Genomic DNA, 17,114 nt, shown 5'->3' with positions numbered 1-17,114 from the left:
AGACCCATGGTCATAACGAAAAGTTTCACTTTTTAAAAATGATTTTGAAGTTTCTTTTCGGGCTGATTCTTCTCATAGTGCAGAAATCTCTTTATTTTCATAATAAGAAATTTATTTCAGAATGGTTTTTTCATGACGCCTTCTCCCCTTTTGGAGCTTTTTTCTATTTCGGTCATTCGCGGAGAAAGACTCGTCCTTAAAAACATATCTGCATCTCTCAATTCAGGAGAAGCACTTTTACTGACCGGCCCCAATGGGACTGGAAAGTCAACCTTTCTGCGTGTCATAGCTGGATTATGCCCCCTTTCAGCCGGGAAAATGAACCGCACTGCCGACATTGCGTGGCTCGGTCATCAAGACGCACTTAAGCCAGCTTTAAGTGTGGCCGAAAATCTGCGTTTTTACCAGAAGACTGGAGGCAGTAATTTATTTAAGGTCCTAAAAGACCTTAACCTTATTTCTTTGATAGATCGACCCATTCGTCTTTTATCTGCCGGGCAAAAACGTCGTGTTGCTCTCGCGCGTATATGTTTAAGCACAGCGCCATTATGGCTATTAGACGAACCTTCTGTCGGACTTGATCAAACCAGCACGAAGCAATTAGGAACGATTATGGAGCGTCACTTGGCACAGGGAGGGGCATCATAGCAACGTCTCACGTGCCTTTACCCCTGACACACCATAAAACACTTCATTTGCAACCAGCCTCAATAAAACCCTCCAGCGATAAAAAAAATCAGAATAAAAGAGATTTTATATGAGAGGCATCTTCCCGGCCTTATTAGAGCGTGAACTTCGTTTAGCTATTTTCTTCGGGGCCGACACACTTGCAAGCATGCTATTTTTTATTTTATGTGCGGCTCTTTTTCCTTTAGCCCTCGGCCCCTCTCCTTCCATGCTCCACCAAATGGCCCCCGGTATTTTGTGGGTATGTTTATTACTATCCAGTTTTCCCCCTCTCGATCGTCTTTTTAATAATGATTTTGAGGATGGATCTCTCGATCAATTAATGATTAGCGGGCTTCATCCCGCAGCCATAGCCTTAACAAAAATGATTGCCCATTGGCTCACAACCGCGGTCCCTCTTCTGATTGCTGCCTTAATCTTGGGACTTATGTTTGGCCTTGAGGCTAGAGAATTCCCTGTAATTTTGGGCAGTCTTGCCTTGGGAAGTGCTTCGCTTTCTCTCATTGGCGGGATGGTTGCTGCCATTAGCTTAGGGGCACGACGCGGCAATATTTTACTACCCCTTTTGGGCATTCCGCTAAGCGTGCCTATTCTCATATTTGGCGCTGGAGCCTCATATGGTCCGCAGCTTAATATATCATCTGCCTCTAATTTATATTTTTTAGGGGCATTTTTCTTTGTAACTATGCCTCTTTGTCCCTTGGCCGCCTCTATGGGCCTGAAAGAAGCCTGTCGTTAATTAGTTTTGTTTTTTTCAAAAAAAATGCCCCTAAATTGGGGCATTTTAACTGCTTTAAGTAGCGTTTTGTTTAGCAACAAAATTTTCAAGCCAGTGGATTGTATAATCCCCTTTCCGAAATTCTGGATCGGCAAGAATTTTTTGATGAAGCGGAATGACCGTTTTTACACCATCCACAACACATTCATCTAAAGCACGCTGCATACGCGCTATTGCGCCCTCACGAGTTGGGGCATGAACGATGAGCTTGGCGATCATGCTGTCATAATAAGGAGGAATTTTATAGCCAGCATAAAGAGCACTATCCATGCGCACCCCTAAGCCACCTGGAGCATGGAACACACTCACTGTGCCAGGGCTAGGCATGAAGTTATTAGGATCTTCTGCCGTGATACGACACTCAATTGAATGTCCGCTAAGCTGAATATCTTCCTGACGATAGGCTAGATGCTCGCCTGCAGCAACACGGATTTGCTCACAAACAAGATCGATCCCCGAGATCATTTCAGTAACAGGATGCTCAACCTGCAAACGTGTATTCATCTCAATGAAGCAAAAATGCCCATCTTGGTACAAGAACTCCAAGGTTCCTGCATTTCGATAACCCATTTTAGAAAGGGCTCGTGTAACTGTTTCACCAATCTGGTTGCGTTGCTCAGGCGTAACAGCGGGCGACCCGGCTTCTTCAAGAAGTTTTTGATGACGACGTTGCAAAGAGCAATCGCGCTCACCGAGATGGATCACATTGCCAAAATTATCACCAATAATTTGTAGCTCAATATGACGGGGGCGATCGAGATATTTTTCCATATACACGTCGCCATTACCGAAAGCGGCCTGTGCCTCAGTCCTGGCAACACGCCATGCCTCGGCAAGTTCGCTCTCATTATGAGCAACTTTCATACCACGACCGCCACCACCAGCCGTAGCTTTGATGATCACAGGATAACCCACCGTCTCTGCGACCTCACGCGCTGTATCGAGATCTTCGATCGCACCATCAGATCCTGGAACAAGCGGAACCCCTAGAGCTTCCATCGTCGTTTTAGCTGTTATTTTATCACCCATCATGCGGATATGCTCCGCTGTAGGGCCAATAAACGCTAAGCCATGAGCCTCGACCGTTTCAGCAAAATCAGCATTTTCAGAGAGAAAGCCATAACCTGGATGGATGGCTTCTGCTCCAGTAATTAAAGCTGCTGATAAAATAGCCGGAACGTTCAAATAAGAATCACGCGAACTGGGTGGACCTATGCAAACCGCCTCATCAGCAAGACGGACATGCATGGCATCTGTGTCGGCTGTAGAATGTATCGCAACAGTGCGAATACCCATTTCGCGACAGGCTCTAAGAACTCTCAGAGCTATTTCGCCTCGATTCGCTATGAGAATCTTAGAAAACATCACATTACTCAATAATTGCTAGGGGAGCACCGAACTCTACGGGCTCACCAGAAGTTACGCAGTATTTTGTTAACGTGCCAGCTTTGGGCGCCTTAATCTGATTGAAGGTTTTCATAGCTTCAATCAACATGATTGTTTGCCCGGCAGCAACATGTGAACCTTCTTGCACAAATGGTGGCGAAGATGGATCAGGCGTTAAATAGGCAACACCAACCATAGGGCTTGGCACACAACCGGGGTGAGAGTCAGGATTCACTTCCGTCTGTGGAGCAGCAACAGCTGGAGCCGCAGCCTGCGGAGCTGGAGCTGCCTGAGCAACAGGCGCTGCCGCCTGCACTGTGACGGTTCGTGCAACGCGAATACGATTATCCGCCTCGACAACTTCAATTTCGGTAAGGCCAGTTTCCGTAAGGATATCGGCCAGTGCCCGAATAGCCTCCTTATCTACGAGCATACGGCTCATCCTTCATCCTCTATTATATCTGCCATCGCCTGCAGGGCATGAGCATAACCGCGTATACCTAAACCACAGATCACTCCGCTTGCCACCTGAGACACATAAGTATGGTGGCGAAATGGTTCACGGCGATGAATGTTTGAAATATGAACCTCTATTATAGGAAGGTCCACAGCGTGTAGCGCATCTAACAGCGCTATTGATGTATGGCCATATGCAGCAGGATTAATGACAATTCCGCTTGCACGGCCACGACATTCCTGAACCCAAGAGACAAGCTCTCCCTCACCATTTGTCTGGCGAAAATCGATTGCTACATCTAATCTTTCAGCTGCCTGAATGCATACCTGCTCGACATCATCAAGCGTGGCATGACCATATATCTCAGGCTGGCGTAAACCCAGCATATTTAGATTTGGTCCATTAAGGACTGCAATAAGAGGCCGTTTCATCTGGGCGGCAGATAACATCTTCTTACCTATCAGGAAAGATGGTTGTTGCCACAACTTATAACCTATTCACTTTTTATGTGCTATAGATGCAACTATGGTTTGCTTATCTTACAAAAAGAGATGGATAAAGAGAGACAGTTTCTCTCATCCTTGGCTAAAATATATTGCAGGCATGATTTTTGTAATCGCGACACCTACAGCTGCGCTGTCCGAGTCTGCCGGCACATTATTACCACACCGGAAACTATCTCAGCGCCTCATATCACGCCATAAACCCACCGCCCGTCCTTTTTACCAAAAAGGATTAGCCAGTTGGTATAGTGGTAAAAATAGCCGAAAAGGCCTTACAGCGCAGGGCAAAGCTTTTGACAGCACTGCCCTTACAGCGGCCCATCCTTTTTTGCCTTTTGGTACGAAACTACTTGTCCGCTCACAAAAAACAGGTAAATCGGTCATTGTTAAAGTCAATGACCGTGGCCCTTTCATAAATTCGAGAGTTATTGATTTATCCCGGGCAGCAGCCGCTAAGTTAGGGATTATCAAAAGCGGCGTGACACCTGTGGTCATTACAAAATACGTCAAAAAATCGGAAGATTATAAAGACAGAAAAACAGATTTATAAAAGTTTTTATGCCTCTTCCTGGACCTTTATTTTACCATTCTTTTCAATAACAGCATTCGCCACTGCACCGAATATGATGACATAGGCACTCACGAAGAACCACATCATAACCGCTGCTACCGCTCCTAAGGGGCCGTATGTCACGCTATAACTAGCAAAATGTGAGACATACCAGGAAAATCCAAGAGATGTCAGAACCCACATAAAAGTTGAAACTAGCGCCCCTGGAAGAATCCAGCACCAGCGAGTCCAGTTACGGCAAGGGGCAAAGCGGTAAAGTAAGCAAACAGCCACAAAAACAAATAGCAACATAATGCTTGGTGCTAACCAATGCACCAAACCAGCCGTGCTTTTCATGACGAGGAAATGCGCCCATGAAGGCAAATATCTCGTCTCAAGCCCAATATAACTAAGATAATGTGGCAAATAATCAACTATGGCTGGCGCTGCCACCATAAGAGCCAACGTTAAACAGGCACCCAGAACAGCCATGAGAGTCGTGCCAAAGGCCAGGAACTGAAATTGAAAAAAACCACGGCTTTCTTTGGTATTATAAGCCATATTCAAAGCTGAAATGACGGAACGACTTCCTGCTGTTGCCGTCCATAAAGCAATCAGCAATGAAAAAACCAACCCTAATGTCAGAGATGAATGAGGCTGCATAACTAATGTATGTATGCGTTCAAAAATCAGACTATAAGCAGAAGGCGGCAAAAGATTTTTTAAAACTTCGAGCTGCGGTTCAACTGTCTGAATATCAAATACAAGGCCATATATTGAAATAGAGGCCGTTAAAGCTGGAAAAAGAGACAGCGTTGCAAAAAACGCGCATCCCGCAGCTGAAAGAGATGTCTGACTATCTCCGCTATCCACTAAGATTTGACGCAAAATACCCAGTTTGCTTTTGGGCATCTGAGCAGATTCTTCTTGTAAACCATCTGGATCAGCCACTCTTTTTCCTTCTCTTGCAATCAGTTCAAAGCCTTCATAACTTCAAAAAAGATTTAAACCGCTATGTAGTAAAATCCCTTTTTGAACGAAAAATGCAAATTCTTTATAAATTAACTTGAATTGATTTTAAAATTAGGCTTTTCCCATCCCACGCAGCAACGCACGTGCCACTGGCCCTTTTTCGAGGTTACGCAACGTCGTCAAGCGTTCTGGCTCCCCTAATTCTGGATTAAAAAATCAGGAGGGAGGGACTTCGCCGGTCCGTTAGACCGTTTCGAAACACTCCTCTATCTCAATTTATAGGGGATAATTTTAGGGAAGTGAGTATTCGTGACTCTCAAAATATCTCAGTTTATTGCTGATAAAAATCCTGCAACACCTTGCCTGATTGTAGATTTGGACGTCGTTAAACAAAATTATCTGACTTTGAAGTCCTCTCTGCCTCAGGCAAAAATTTATTATGCCGTAAAAGCTAACCCTGCAGCTCCAATCATTACAACCTTAGAAAAGCTGGGTAGCTATTTTGATGTCGCCTCTTTGGGAGAAGTGAAAAGCTGTATAAGTCTTGGCATCTCTGCAAATCGTTTATCTTTTGGCAATACGATAAAACCTATTCATGCCATTCGTGAATCTTATAAACTGGGCATAAGACTTTTTGCCTTTGATAGTGCCGAAGAACTTGAAAAAATTGCTATTTATGCCCCAGGTTCTAAAGTCTATTGCCGTATAATGGTCGTTAATGATGGCGCTGACTGGCCCTTATCACGTAAATTTGGCACGACAGCCGAGCAAGCAATCCATTTATTAATAGATGCCCAAGAAAAAGGCTTAAAACCTGCCGGAATTTCTTTTCATGTTGGTAGCCAACAAAAGACGGTCAAAGCCTATCAACACGCTATTACGCTTGCGGCAAATATCTTTAAAACCCTTCAAAATAGGAATATCACGCTTGATTTTCTTAATCTGGGAGGCGGTTTTCCTGCAAATTATAGCGATGAAGTTCCTTCTACCGAGGATTTTGGCAAAACAATTTCCACGACAATGAAAGAGCTTTTTCCTAAAGAACCACCGCATTTATTTATAGAACCTGGCCGTTCAGTTGTTGGGAACTCCGGGGTTGTACGATCTGAGGTTATATTGGTGAGCCAACGTGACGAAACCGGAAAAAACCCACGCTGGGTTTACCTCGATATTGGTCGGTTTGGCGGGTTGGCAGAAACTGAGGGTGAAGCAATCCGCTATCGTTTTGAAACACCGTATGATAACTTAACAACAGGCTTGGTACCATGCGTTCTTGCTGGACCTACCTGCGACAGCGCCGATGTTATGTATGAAAAAAATCCTGTAATGTTACCGCCTGAATTAAAGAGCGGAGACAAGATCATCATCCTTGCTACCGGCGCTTATGTTGCAAGCTATTGCTCAACCGGCTTTAACGGCTTTGCTCCTTTAAATGAATATTATCTCTGAATTAGAGACCAAATCACAGGCAAATTAGCGATCTAGCCTTTAACTCTAATCCCAAAAACGAAAAGGGACTTCGTTACGCCTAAAATCACTCCCAAAGCATCCTCAATCTACGAGCAATATGTCAGGGCATTTTCACGTGTCAAAGCGTAATATTTGCCCGCCATCAAGGTGAACTCGTAGCGTCGATCTTAATCAGGCTGCCAGCAGATAGGGACTTGTATCGCTTAGCTTCTGTATCAGTCATTAAATAATCTAGTTTTTTTCAAGCTCGGCCTGAATCTGGTTCCAACGGTCAATGTTAGACTTTGCATCTTTTACAAAAGCAGAGCGTCTTACTCCCCCAGAAATATCTTTTGCGCCAAACGGCCTAATCCTCTGGTTGGACGTTCAAACTGAAGAAATAAGATGGCACGAAAATCGTCAGTATTATTTTCAACTGTATGTTTATATGTGTCGTCGAAAATAAAAGCCTTTCCCTCCTGCCAGTGTAACTTACGGTCAGATACTTTGATCCAGCAATTTTCATTATCTTTAGGTAGTGAAATACCCAAATGGCAATTAAGCATACCTTTCGTCACCCCATTATGGGGAGGAATCACACCATGAGGCTCCATTATTGAAAAAAGTGCATTACAAAGACCCGGAATACCAGCCACAAGCTGTGCCGTTACTGGAGTCTTGGCGCAATTTTCAGGCACACTAGTGCCATAGCCATATAAGAAAAAAGCTTTCCATCGTTCGTCAGGGGCAATGCGTGCATGATCAGGAGAGAGCTTTCTTAAAGAAGGAAGATTTTTCTCCCCTGACAGAAGTTGCTTATATTCCCTTAGAATATGATCGTAACTATCCTCCAAAGCCCTCACCCACGGAAAATTGGCAGTATCAAGCACGGGCGCATTTGAAACTAATGAGCCGCTTGCGATCGCTCTATTAAATATAGGGCGCATTTTTTTACCAAGCCGTACTAAGAAAGGACGCCGCGGAATTACCTTACCTGCTGTCATAGGAGGGTCTCCTTAGCACAAAATTTCGTGAGAATAGCGATCATTGCAAAATACTCTTTTTTTGACTCCAAAGACTTAAAAGTAGATTTTAAACATGAAAGCGTTTTCAATGACGTAAAACCACAATTCAAAAAGAGTATAATTTTTAAAATTCTGCTCCCAGCGACTGTAAATTTACAAGCTTTCTATAGGCACCCTCTGGGTTTTGCATCAGCGCCTCATGAGTACCATCTTCAATAATATGCCCCTTTTTGAACACGATAATTCGATCAAGCTCCCTCACCGTGGAGAGACGATGCGCGACTACAAAAACTGTGCGCCCTTTCATAAGACGCTTCATGGCATCCTGCACTAATTTTTCTGATTCTGAATCAAGGCTTGCTGTAGCTTCGTCAAAAATAACAATGGGTGCATCAGCAAGAAAGGCACGTGCAATAGCCACGCGCTGACGCTCTCCTCCAGAAAGTTTTACGCCACGCTCTCCAACGAGAGTTTCTAACCCATTAGGTAAATGCTCTATAAAAGAAAGAGCATTGGCAAGACGTGCAGCTTCTATAATTTCTTGCGGTTTGGCGCCTGGCTTAGCGTAGGAAATATTATCTGCCAAGGAACGATGAAACAAAATTGGCTCTTGTGGCACTAGCGCAATATTATGACGCAAACTTTCCTGCGTTACATGAGCAATATTTTGCCCATCAATTAATATTGCCCCCTCCTGCACATCATAGAGCCTTTGTAAAAGTCGGGTTAAGGTCGTTTTACCTGACCCACTTGGCCCTACCAAAGCAATATGCGAACCAGGTTCAACAGTCAGAGATAAATTCTCGTAAATAGCTCTTTGCTGTGAAGGGTAACGGAAAGTTAGGTTTGTGAATCGAACTTCTCCTTTGCTGACGTGCAAAGTTTGCGCATTTGGCAAATCCTGAATATCAGGCTCACGATTAAAAAGTGCAACAAGCTCTTCCATTTCATTGACCGAGCGCTGAACCTGGCTCACCTGCTGCCCTAAATCACGCAAATATCCCTGAATGAGAAACATCATTGTTAGTACATAAGCGACATCACCAGGCCCCGCTTTACCCTGCCACCAAAATAAAACTACCAATCCTATTAAAATAATACGCATCAAAAGTGATAAGGATGCCTGGAAATTGGCGCTATTTGTGCCCCTAATCCAACTTCTTAATGTTCTCCGGCTCCATAAATAAGAAATCTTTTCAAGGTGCCGTTCTTCGCGTTTTTCTGCACCAAAAGCTTTTACAACAGCATTACATGTTATTGAATCAGCCAGACTAGCTCCTAAGCGCGTATCCCACTGATTAGAAAGCCTGGCTGAAGGAGCAACATAATGAAGAGCCAAACGAATAGAAGAAAAAGCAAAAATCACAACAGAAAGGCCCAAAACAGCCCCCATCAAAGGTGATTTAACAATTAACACAGACGTCGTGCCCACAAGCACGAGCACTTCTGGCACAATCAATAATAAAAGAGTGTCATTTAAAGAATCTAAGGCCCAAATACCACGTGTTATTCTGCGCACCGTAGAACCAGCAAAACTATTACTGTGCCATTCTGCCGAAAAACGCTGCACTCGTGCAAAGGCCGTACTTAAAATACGACGCATAATAGCCAGTGTCATATGGCTAATGCCGATATAAGAAGAGCGTCGCCCTAACACGCCAACCAACCCAAGGGCTAAAAGTCCCATAACCATCCAAAGAGCATCATGCAGCAAATGAACATGCTGCACTCCTTCCTCTTGAGCAGGATGTGAAATATCCCCAACAAGCCGACCGGCCAGAAGTGGAGTACAAATATCAGCAATTGTCGCTAATGCTACACCACCAAGTGTGCGTGATAAAAACCATGGGTGCTGAACCCACTGGCGCATAACAAAAATGAGAATATCAACAAAAGAAACGGCTGCAACGTCACTTTTTTGTTTAATAGAGGACATAAAAGGAATTATTTTCCGACAGATTAGTCACATTAGGTATTTTATGGGCTATATAAAGACCCTACGGTAAAAAGCGATTACTTTATATAATCTATTATAACCCCTTTATAGAGACTTACGGTTAAGAATGGTTAGAACGCCCGCACAAGCACCCTCTAAAATGAGTTTAAAATCCGTTCGCTCTTTCATAGAAACATTAGAAAAAGAACATCCTGACGCTAAAACTGAACTTGTTTATCAAAATCCTTTTGAATTACTGGTCAGTGTTGTTCTTTCAGCCCAAGCCACCGATAAATCGGTTAATTTAGCCACAAAAAAGCTCTTTGCAGTGGCCTCAGCACCCCAAGCTATGCTCGCTTTGGGTGAAGAAAACATAGCGCAATATATTCGGACAATAGGATTATGGAGGGCCAAATCACGTAATATTGCCCTTTTATCCCAGCAACTTTTAGAGCGCCATAATGGCGAAGTTCCTCGTACAAGAAAAGAGCTTGAAGCTTTAGCAGGGGTAGGACGCAAAACGGCCAATGTTGTTTTAAATGTTGCCTTTGGCGAAGCAACCATGGCTGTTGATACCCATATTTTCAGAATTAGCAATCGCACCGGATTAGCCCCAGGAAAGACAGTACTTGAGGTTGAAAAATCTCTCGTGAAACGCATTCCCCCTGACTTACTTCCCCCTGCCCATAACCGTTTAATTCTTCATGGGCGCTATATTTGCAAAGCACGCAAGCCAGAGTGCCAACTCTGCTCAGTAGCACAATGGTGCCTTTATAAAGATAAAAATCCTGGCCCTATTCCGACTTTGCCAAAGGTAAACCGGGATCTTTCGGTGCACTAGACGTTAAAACCCAAGGCCGATTTCCACGAAATTCCCGGTCCGAAAGCAGATAAACCTCTCTTTTGCCAGAAAGATAAAGCGCCCAAGCCCCCTCACGCCTTACATCAGCAGAACCTAAATACCGAATCCTGGGACAAAAAATACGACCTCTTGAAAGGTTAACCACTAAATCCAGGCCATCACAAAAATGGCCCTCTTTCGTGAAACCTGGCTCAGTTATTTTGCGCGGCAGAACGAGTAAAATTGTTTTCCCCGACAAATTTATTTTGCACACTCCACCAGCACAATCAGACGGCAGAGCTTTCGAGCGGAGCGCAAAGGCCCTCATCCATGAATCGGGAATATAACCTTTAGATTTCGGACCAATATAAAGATGATGATTGGCACGAAATGAAACTAAGCTACCATCTGGTGCAATTAACAAATGCGGCGTGCTTTCTAACCATGGTGAACTTACCCCAATTAAAAGACATAAAAGCCCTATAAAACGTTCTTTTCCACGCCATAAACAAAGCAATGACAAACCTGCCATAACGAGCATTAATCCCCATGACGGCATGGCTGGCACAGCCAAGCTGGCCAAAGGAGCATGAGCCATCAGAGAGGCTAAAGAACGAACAATATCTATCCCTACTCCCATCATTTTAAGTGGGAAAACCTCTAAACCCAAGGGCATAACTGCCAACGCAATAAGACCAAGCGGCATAATCCAGACCCCCATAAGGGGCACGGCAACCATATTGGCTATAACAAACCAGGGCTGAAACGCCCCAAAGTGGGCCATACTTATTGGTAAGGTCGCAGCTCCAGCTAGTAATGATGTTAAAGCCAGCATTATGAGAGGAACGCCGCCTTTTCTCCATAACCACGTTTTTTGCTTGAGACGAGAAAGAGGGTCTCTCAAATTTTCATAACCCACAATCAAAGCCATTACGGCAGCAAAAGACATTTGAAAAGAAACATCCAGAACTCTTGAAGGCTGCGTCATTTCCAACAAAATTGCGACAAACGTTAAGGACCGCAGTGAAAGAGCCTGCCTTCCTACTAACAAGGCTAAAACCACAAAACAGGCCATGCCAAGTGCACGCAACCCGGGCAAGTGAAACCCCGTCAACGCTACATAAACAGCTCCAATAATGAGGGCGACCAAATAAGCAATATCACGACAAGGCCAATAAAGAGCCAGTTTTGGAAAAGCCGCCAAAGAGGCACGTAATGTAAAGACACAAAACCCCATTACGAGACCTAAATGTAAACCTGCAACTGCTAGTAAATGCGCTAAACCAGATGCTGCAAAATCCTGACGCGTTTGCACGCTAAGACTAACAGTTTCTCCGCTCAAAATTGTGCTTGCAAAGGCCGCTGTCTGACCAGAAAGAACATTATGGATATGGTGAGAAATATGCTCTCTAAGCCTGGTTAAATAATATTCTACCCCCATAGTGGATGGGCTGGAAATGATAGCAATTTTTGAAAGTGCCCTCGCACTTCCTGCTTTGTTAGCAAACCACGCATCTCGCTGGAGGTCGAAGGCACCAAGATAGGCCGGACTTGAAGGTAACCGTAATAGAGCTTTTAATTTTATGCGCTGTCCAATTTCTAATTGAGACGTATCATGAGGCTTCAAAGTAACACGCATAGTCCGCCGTAATGGCTTTGACCTCACTTCCCACGGATCAAAAATAATCATTTCTTTTAAAATAACCCGACGCCGGTCTCTTTGAATTTTGGCCAAAGGATAAGGTGGCAAATGCTCAATTTGGCTAACAACACCTTCAATCCATACAGCCTGATAAGGCAATAATGGCATAGGAGATCTTGTATGAGACTCTACATAACCTGCCAAAAACCCAACAGGAATTAAGGTCATAAATGCACTAAACACTCTTAGGGTAAGAGCATATGGGTGAATCTCTGTTGCAATAAAACGCAAAGAAATACCTGTCAGGCAACATAATATGGCTGTAGATAAACTATAAAAACTAGGTTCATTTTTGAGCGAAAAATAGAAACTTATTCCTATTCCCAGTAAAACCGGACTCCAGCAGAAAAGTCTTTTTCCTTGCAGTGCAAAACGATTTTCCAATATAGAAAACATATATTATTCACGTTACTTAAAATACAAAATTACATTACTAAATACTATAATCATAATAATAAATATGATAGGCTTATTGAGGTTTTTTGTATTTCGTCTTGGAATAAGATTGTTCTTCTTTCCCTGGATAGCCGCATTAACAAGAGCATGATATAACTCTATTTTATGAAAATTCGTACTCGCTTTGCACCTTCTCCTACAGGTTTGCTTCATATTGGCAATGCCCGAGCAGCCTTGTTTAATTATCTTTATGCTCGTCATCATGGCGGTGAATTCCTCCTGCGTATTGAGGATACTGACCGCCAGCGCTCCACCCAACATGCAGTGGATGTCATTTTTGACGGCTTAAAATGGATGGGACTCGACTGGGATGAAGAACCAGTATTCCAGTCCACCCGCCAAGACCGCCATATAGAGGTAGTTCAGGCGCTTATAGAAAAAGGGCAGGCCTATCGCTGCTATTCTACCCCAGAAGAACTTGCCGCAATGCGCGAGAAAGCTCGTGCTGAAAAACGCCCCCCCCGCTATGACGGGACATGGCGTGACCGTGACCCTTCCGAAGCTCCCGAAGGTGCCCCTTACGCTATACGCCTTAAAGCTCCTCAAACGGGAGAAACGATTATTCATGATCTCGTGCAGGGTGATGTAAAAGTTGCCAATGCAGAGATGGATGACCTTATTTTACTGCGCTCCGATGGCACTCCTACCTATCTTCTTGCCGTAGTCGTTGATGACCATGATATGGACATAACCCATGTCATGCGCGGTGATGATCATCTTACAAACACGTTCCGTCAGGCTATGATTTACCGTGCCATGGGATGGGACCTCCCTCAATTTGCGCATCTACCGCTCATTCATGGCCCTGATGGCGCAAAACTTTCCAAACGTCATGGCGCGCAATCAGTGGTTGAGTTTCGTGATGAAGGCATATTACCCGAAGCATTATGTAATTATCTTCTGCGTCTCGGATGGGGACATGGAGATGCAGAAATCCTTTCAAGAGAAGAACAAATTGCCCTTTTTGATTTAGATGGTGTGGGGCAATCTCCTTCTCGTATGGATTATGTGAAACTAGCCCATATCAATGGCGTATGGATGCGTCGTGCCGATGATGAGCGCCTCACGAATGACGTTATGACACGCCTTAAAAAACGTGATGACGTTATCATTAACGATGAGGTTCGTGGTCGTATCCTGGCTCTTATGGCTGGGCTTAAAGAACGCGCTAAGACTCTGGTCGAGCTCACCGATAGTGCCGCTTTTGCAGGTTATAAGCTGCCTTTGACCTTCACTCCTAAAGCTGAAAAAATTCTTAGTTCTGAAGGCAAAGAGATTCTAAAAGCCATTGCCGACAAGTTAGCTGAACTTTCGAGCTTTACTCCCGAAGATATTGACCGTGTCTTGCGCGCTTTTGCCGAGGAAAAAGAGATTAAACTTGGCGCTATCGCTCAGCCACTCCGTGCTGCCATGACAGGAACAACAACATCTCCTGGTATTGACCTCACACTCTCTGCCTTGGGCAAAGAAGAAGTTCTAACACGCCTGCGGAGTGTTTTGGAGAAATGATAAATCAGCGTCACAGTGCCCATCTACTTGGCATTAAGGGAATGGATCGCCAGACCATCACTCCCTTTCTTGACCTTGCAGAAAGCTATGCTCTTTTAAGCCGTTCCCGCAAAACACCTCGTGATGTTTTACGCGGTCGCACGCTTATTAATCTTTTTTTTGAGGATAGTACACGTACGCGCACAAGCTTTGAAATAGCCGGGAAGCGCCTGGGAGCAGATGTTGTCAATATGACAGTCGCTACAAGCTCCGTAAATAAAGGGGAGACCCTTCTTGATACGGCAGCCACTCTCAACGCTATGCGCTGTGACCTCCTTGTTGTTCGTCATGCCCAGTCGGGAGCGCCAGCGCTCCTTTCTCAAAAAGTAGAAGCAAGTGTCGTTAATGCGGGCGACGGTATGCATGAACACCCCACACAAGCCTTGTTGGATGCCCTTACCATCAGGCGGCATTTTGGACGCCTTGATAATCTCGATATTGCTATTTGCGGTGATATTTCTCACAGTCGTGTCGCACGATCTAACCTACATTTGCTTCTTACAATGGGTAGCCGGGTGCGACTTATTGGCCCTCCTACCTTATTGCCTTCTGCCTTTGGTGCAATGGAAAATGTCAGTCTTTATCACTCAATGGATGAAGGTCTGAAAGGTGCTGATGTCATCATGACACTGCGCGTTCAGCGTGAGCGTATGGGAGCGGGACTAATCCCTAGTGAAAGGGAATATTTCTCGCTTTTCGGGTTAGATCAACGCCGTCTCACATATGCGAAAGAAGGGGCTCTGGTCATGCACCCTGGCCCTATGAATCGTGGGGTCGAACTTGCGTCCAACGTAGCGGATTCACCTCAAAGTGTTATCTCAGAACAGGTAGAAATGGGCGTTGCCGTCCGTATGGCTGTACTTGATCGCCTCTTACGGATGAGGAGCCCTTCATGAATAATGTGATTTTTAAAAATATTCGTCTTATCGACCCTGCCAATGGACGTGATGAAAAAAGCGACCTGGTTGTACATGACGGAAAAATTATAGGATTTAGCGCCAAAGACGCCCCCAAAGATGCTTATATCATTGATGGGAAAGGGGCTGTCTTATGCCCCGGTCTTGTTGATATGCGCGTCAGCCTTGGAGAACCCGGGGCAGAATATAGAGAGAGCATTGATAGCGGTGCACAGGCAGCTGTTGCGGGGGGCATTACAAGCCTTACTGTCTTACCCGATACGCAACCTTCAATTGACACACCCGCTTTAGTAAGCCTCATCAAACAGCGTGGAAGAGAAACAGGGCTGGTGTCTCTCTATCCTTATGGGGCTCTTACACGTGACTGTGCCGGAAAAGACATGACCGAAATGGGCCTGCTGAAACAGGCTGGCGCCATAGGTTTTACTGACGGGGCACGCACTTTGAGCGACGCAAAACAAATGCGTAATCTGCTCGCTTATTCGCGTTTTTTAAATGCTCTTATTGTCCTCCACCCTGAAGAGCCTTCTTTAGCAAAAGGTGGTTGTGCCACTGCGGGGGCTTTGGCCGTACAGCTGGGACTTCCCCAAATTCCGGCAGAGGCTGAAGCTATGATGGTAGCACGTGACCTCCGCTTGGCAGAAATGACAGGTGCACGCGTGCATTTTGCTCATATATCAACAGCCGAAGCTCTTGACCTGATCCGGGGAGCTAAAGCTAAAGGTCTGGCCGTTACGTGTGATACAGCACCCCCATATTTTACAATGACAGAAGACGCTATTGGCGACTTCCGTACTTATGCCAAATTATCGCCGCCACTCCGTCAAGAAAGAGACCGACTAGCTGTGTTAGCCGCCTTGGCTGATGGCACTATTGACGTTATTGCTTCTGATCATGCCCCCGCTGATGCTGACGATAAGCGGCTGCCTTTTGCTCAGGCCCGCGCTGGTGGCACAGGTCTGGTTACACTTCTTGGTGTTACATTAAAAGCTGGTCTTCCATTAATAGATAGTTTACGTCTGCTTACGAGTGCACCTGCACGTTTATTAGGTCTGGACGCAGGAACTCTGTCTCTGGGAGCAGAAGCAGATTTATGTATGTTCGATCCTGACGCTGAGTGGACTGTAAAAGCAGGCAAGCTGCCAGGACGCGCGCAAAACACACCTTTTGATGGTTTAACGTTAAAAGGAAAAGTCCTACGTACCTTCCGTGCTGGAAAAGAGGTTTATACAGACAGAACTTTGCAAAAAGGTAATTCCTAGCGTGCCCTTTTTTTCCCTCTATCCCCCGGAGCGGCGATTATTATTTTAATCGCTTATCTTATTGGCAGTATCCCTTTTGGTCTTATATTGACCAGACTTTCTGGCCTTGGCGATATAAGACACATTGGCTCAGGAAATATCGGGGCTACAAATGTACTGAGAACGGGGAAAAAAGGACTGGCCATTGCTACAATGCTGCTTGATGCCCTTAAGGGGTTTTTAGCAGTTATTCTTATCCGCGTTTTATGCCCTACACATACTGAGCTCAGTATGGCCCTAGCTGCTATTGGTGTTGTTATGGGGCATTGCTTTCCCATTTGGCTCAAATTTCGAGGCGGAAAAGGTGTTGCGACAGGAATAGGAATCTTCTGGGCTTTTTGCTGGCCTGTAGGACTTATTTGCACTTTTGTCTGGGCCTATACCGTTAAACTAAGTCGAATTTCATCTGCCGGGGCTTTTCTGGCGTTTCTTATAGCCCCTTTCCTTATGCCAGCTCTAACCACGCACCCTGTTGCTTCGCCCATCCCGGTTGCAACTGATATGATCGCCATTTTAATTTGGTTGAGACATTATGGTAATTTAGTGCGTCTTGTGCAGGGCAAAGAAAACCGTTTCGGGCAAAAAAACTAAATTTGCTCTGATTAG

16 protein-coding genes are annotated in these 17,114 nt (G+C 44.9%); 9 read left to right on the top strand and 7 right to left on the bottom strand.

Translation table 11 applies throughout. The features are described 5' to 3' along the window. The first annotated feature begins 132 nt into the window (after nt 1–132). Both ccmA and ccmB read left to right on the top strand, forming a co-directional pair. Nucleotides 133–648, top strand: a complete 516-nt coding sequence (ccmA, locus tag GT348_RS01680; protein WP_236646544.1) for a heme ABC exporter ATP-binding protein CcmA — start codon at nt 133–135, stop codon at nt 646–648. Nucleotides 649–757: 109 nt separating this feature from the next. Then, nucleotides 758–1,426 (top strand): heme exporter protein CcmB, encoded by a 669-nt coding sequence (ccmB, locus tag GT348_RS01675; RefSeq protein ID WP_160618243.1) that lies wholly within the window; start codon nt 758–760, stop codon nt 1,424–1,426. Between the two features lie 54 nt (nt 1,427–1,480). On the opposite strand, the gene accC is transcribed toward ccmB, so the two are convergent. From accC to aroQ, 3 genes are read right to left on the bottom strand one after another with little or no spacing between them, the layout of a single operon-like run. Beyond that, nucleotides 1,481–2,830, bottom strand: coding sequence for an acetyl-CoA carboxylase biotin carboxylase subunit (gene accC, locus GT348_RS01670; RefSeq protein ID WP_160618242.1), 1,350 nt, complete (start codon nt 2,828–2,830; stop codon nt 1,481–1,483). 4 nt (nt 2,831–2,834) lie between these two features. After that, nucleotides 2,835–3,293 carry an acetyl-CoA carboxylase biotin carboxyl carrier protein gene (locus tag GT348_RS01665; protein ID WP_160618241.1) on the bottom strand — a complete coding sequence of 153 codons (459 nt, stop codon included), beginning with the start codon at nt 3,291–3,293 and terminating at the stop codon, nt 2,835–2,837. Next, nucleotides 3,290–3,739: a type II 3-dehydroquinate dehydratase gene (gene aroQ / locus GT348_RS01660; protein ID WP_160619398.1), complete on the bottom strand. Its 450-nt coding sequence runs from the start codon at nt 3,737–3,739 to the stop codon at nt 3,290–3,292. The genes GT348_RS01665 and aroQ overlap by 4 nt, the downstream gene beginning before the upstream one ends. 172 nt (nt 3,740–3,911) lie before the next feature. Here aroQ and GT348_RS01655 point away from each other — a divergent pair, with 172 nt between their 5' ends. Then, the gene (locus GT348_RS01655; RefSeq protein ID WP_236646543.1) at nt 3,912–4,361 is read left to right on the top strand and encodes a septal ring lytic transglycosylase RlpA family protein; all 450 of its coding nucleotides are present in this window, start codon (nt 3,912–3,914) and stop codon (nt 4,359–4,361) included. Between the two features lie 6 nt (nt 4,362–4,367). On the opposite strand, the gene GT348_RS01650 is transcribed toward GT348_RS01655, so the two are convergent. Then, nucleotides 4,368–5,273, bottom strand: coding sequence for a YihY/virulence factor BrkB family protein (locus tag GT348_RS01650; protein WP_160619397.1), 906 nt, complete (start codon nt 5,271–5,273; stop codon nt 4,368–4,370). Between the two features lie 369 nt (nt 5,274–5,642). Here GT348_RS01650 and GT348_RS01645 point away from each other — a divergent pair, with 369 nt between their 5' ends. Beyond that, a complete protein-coding gene (locus GT348_RS01645) occupies nt 5,643–6,782 on the top strand; it encodes a type III PLP-dependent enzyme (protein ID WP_160618239.1) in 1,140 nt (379 codons plus the stop codon). A gap of 332 nt (nt 6,783–7,114) precedes the next feature. On the opposite strand, the gene GT348_RS01640 is transcribed toward GT348_RS01645, so the two are convergent. Together GT348_RS01640 and GT348_RS01635 are read right to left on the bottom strand one after the other, a co-directional pair. Then, entirely contained in the window at nt 7,115–7,786 is a 672-nt protein-coding gene (locus GT348_RS01640; RefSeq protein ID WP_236646541.1) for an aspartyl/asparaginyl beta-hydroxylase domain-containing protein, read from the bottom strand. Between the two features lie 145 nt (nt 7,787–7,931). Next, nucleotides 7,932–9,743: an ABC transporter ATP-binding protein gene (locus GT348_RS01635; RefSeq protein WP_160618238.1), complete on the bottom strand. Its 1,812-nt coding sequence runs from the start codon at nt 9,741–9,743 to the stop codon at nt 7,932–7,934. A 127-nt stretch (nt 9,744–9,870) separates the two neighbouring features. On the opposite strand from GT348_RS01635, the gene nth reads away from it, so the two are divergent. Then, nucleotides 9,871–10,584, top strand: coding sequence for an endonuclease III (gene nth / locus GT348_RS01630; protein ID WP_236646540.1), 714 nt, complete (start codon nt 9,871–9,873; stop codon nt 10,582–10,584). Here the strand turns inward: nth and GT348_RS01625 are convergent. Continuing rightward, entirely contained in the window at nt 10,538–12,682 is a 2,145-nt protein-coding gene (locus GT348_RS01625) for a ComEC/Rec2 family competence protein (RefSeq protein WP_160618237.1), read from the bottom strand. The genes nth and GT348_RS01625 overlap by 47 nt on opposite strands. 165 nt (nt 12,683–12,847) lie before the next feature. Here GT348_RS01625 and gltX point away from each other — a divergent pair, with 165 nt between their 5' ends. The 4 genes from gltX to plsY are packed head-to-tail and all read left to right on the top strand — an operon-like array spanning nt 12,848 to nt 17,099. Continuing rightward, complete coding sequence (gene gltX, locus GT348_RS01620; RefSeq protein WP_160618236.1) at nt 12,848–14,251, top strand: glutamate--tRNA ligase; 1,404 nt, start codon at nt 12,848–12,850, stop codon at nt 14,249–14,251. Beyond that, a complete protein-coding gene (locus tag GT348_RS01615) occupies nt 14,248–15,186 on the top strand; it encodes an aspartate carbamoyltransferase catalytic subunit (protein WP_160618235.1) in 939 nt (312 codons plus the stop codon). Before gltX ends, GT348_RS01615 begins: the two co-directional genes overlap by 4 nt. Continuing rightward, nucleotides 15,183–16,469, top strand: a complete 1,287-nt coding sequence (locus tag GT348_RS01610; RefSeq protein ID WP_160618234.1) for a dihydroorotase — start codon at nt 15,183–15,185, stop codon at nt 16,467–16,469. Before GT348_RS01615 ends, GT348_RS01610 begins: the two co-directional genes overlap by 4 nt. A 36-nt stretch (nt 16,470–16,505) precedes the next feature. Then, the gene (plsY, locus tag GT348_RS01605; RefSeq protein WP_160619395.1) at nt 16,506–17,099 is read left to right on the top strand and encodes a glycerol-3-phosphate 1-O-acyltransferase PlsY; all 594 of its coding nucleotides are present in this window, start codon (nt 16,506–16,508) and stop codon (nt 17,097–17,099) included. The last annotated feature ends 15 nt before the right edge of the window (nt 17,100–17,114 follow it).

This window comes from Aristophania vespae, assembly GCF_009906835.1.
Taxonomy (GTDB): Bacteria; Pseudomonadota; Alphaproteobacteria; order Acetobacterales; family Acetobacteraceae; genus Aristophania; species Aristophania vespae.
The sequence above is the reverse complement of the archived record's forward strand: the minus strand, read 5'-3'. Positions and strand labels throughout refer to the sequence as shown.

What these genes read in the sequence shown, in the direction of transcription:
- GT348_RS01655 (WP_236646543.1), top strand. Translation starts at nt 3,912, where the DNA reads ATGATTTTTGTAATCGCGACACCTACAGCTGCGCTGTCCGAGTCTGCC.
- gltX (WP_160618236.1), top strand. Translation starts at nt 12,848, where the DNA reads ATGAAAATTCGTACTCGCTTTGCACCTTCTCCTACAGGTTTGCTTCAT.
- ccmB (WP_160618243.1), top strand. Translation starts at nt 758, where the DNA reads ATGAGAGGCATCTTCCCGGCCTTATTAGAGCGTGAACTTCGTTTAGCT.
- GT348_RS01640 (WP_236646541.1), bottom strand. Translation starts at nt 7,786, where the DNA reads ATGACAGCAGGTAAGGTAATTCCGCGGCGTCCTTTCTTAGTACGGCTT.
- GT348_RS01610 (WP_160618234.1), top strand. Translation starts at nt 15,183, where the DNA reads ATGAATAATGTGATTTTTAAAAATATTCGTCTTATCGACCCTGCCAAT.
- aroQ (WP_160619398.1), bottom strand. Translation starts at nt 3,739, where the DNA reads ATGAAACGGCCTCTTATTGCAGTCCTTAATGGACCAAATCTAAATATG.
- nth (WP_236646540.1), top strand. Translation starts at nt 9,871, where the DNA reads ATGGTTAGAACGCCCGCACAAGCACCCTCTAAAATGAGTTTAAAATCC.
- ccmA (WP_236646544.1), top strand. Translation starts at nt 133, where the DNA reads ATGACGCCTTCTCCCCTTTTGGAGCTTTTTTCTATTTCGGTCATTCGC.
- GT348_RS01650 (WP_160619397.1), bottom strand. Translation starts at nt 5,273, where the DNA reads ATGCCCAAAAGCAAACTGGGTATTTTGCGTCAAATCTTAGTGGATAGC.
- GT348_RS01665 (WP_160618241.1), bottom strand. Translation starts at nt 3,293, where the DNA reads ATGAGCCGTATGCTCGTAGATAAGGAGGCTATTCGGGCACTGGCCGAT.
- accC (WP_160618242.1), bottom strand. Translation starts at nt 2,830, where the DNA reads ATGTTTTCTAAGATTCTCATAGCGAATCGAGGCGAAATAGCTCTGAGA.
- GT348_RS01625 (WP_160618237.1), bottom strand. Translation starts at nt 12,682, where the DNA reads ATGTTTTCTATATTGGAAAATCGTTTTGCACTGCAAGGAAAAAGACTT.
- GT348_RS01615 (WP_160618235.1), top strand. Translation starts at nt 14,248, where the DNA reads ATGATAAATCAGCGTCACAGTGCCCATCTACTTGGCATTAAGGGAATG.
- GT348_RS01635 (WP_160618238.1), bottom strand. Translation starts at nt 9,743, where the DNA reads ATGTCCTCTATTAAACAAAAAAGTGACGTTGCAGCCGTTTCTTTTGTT.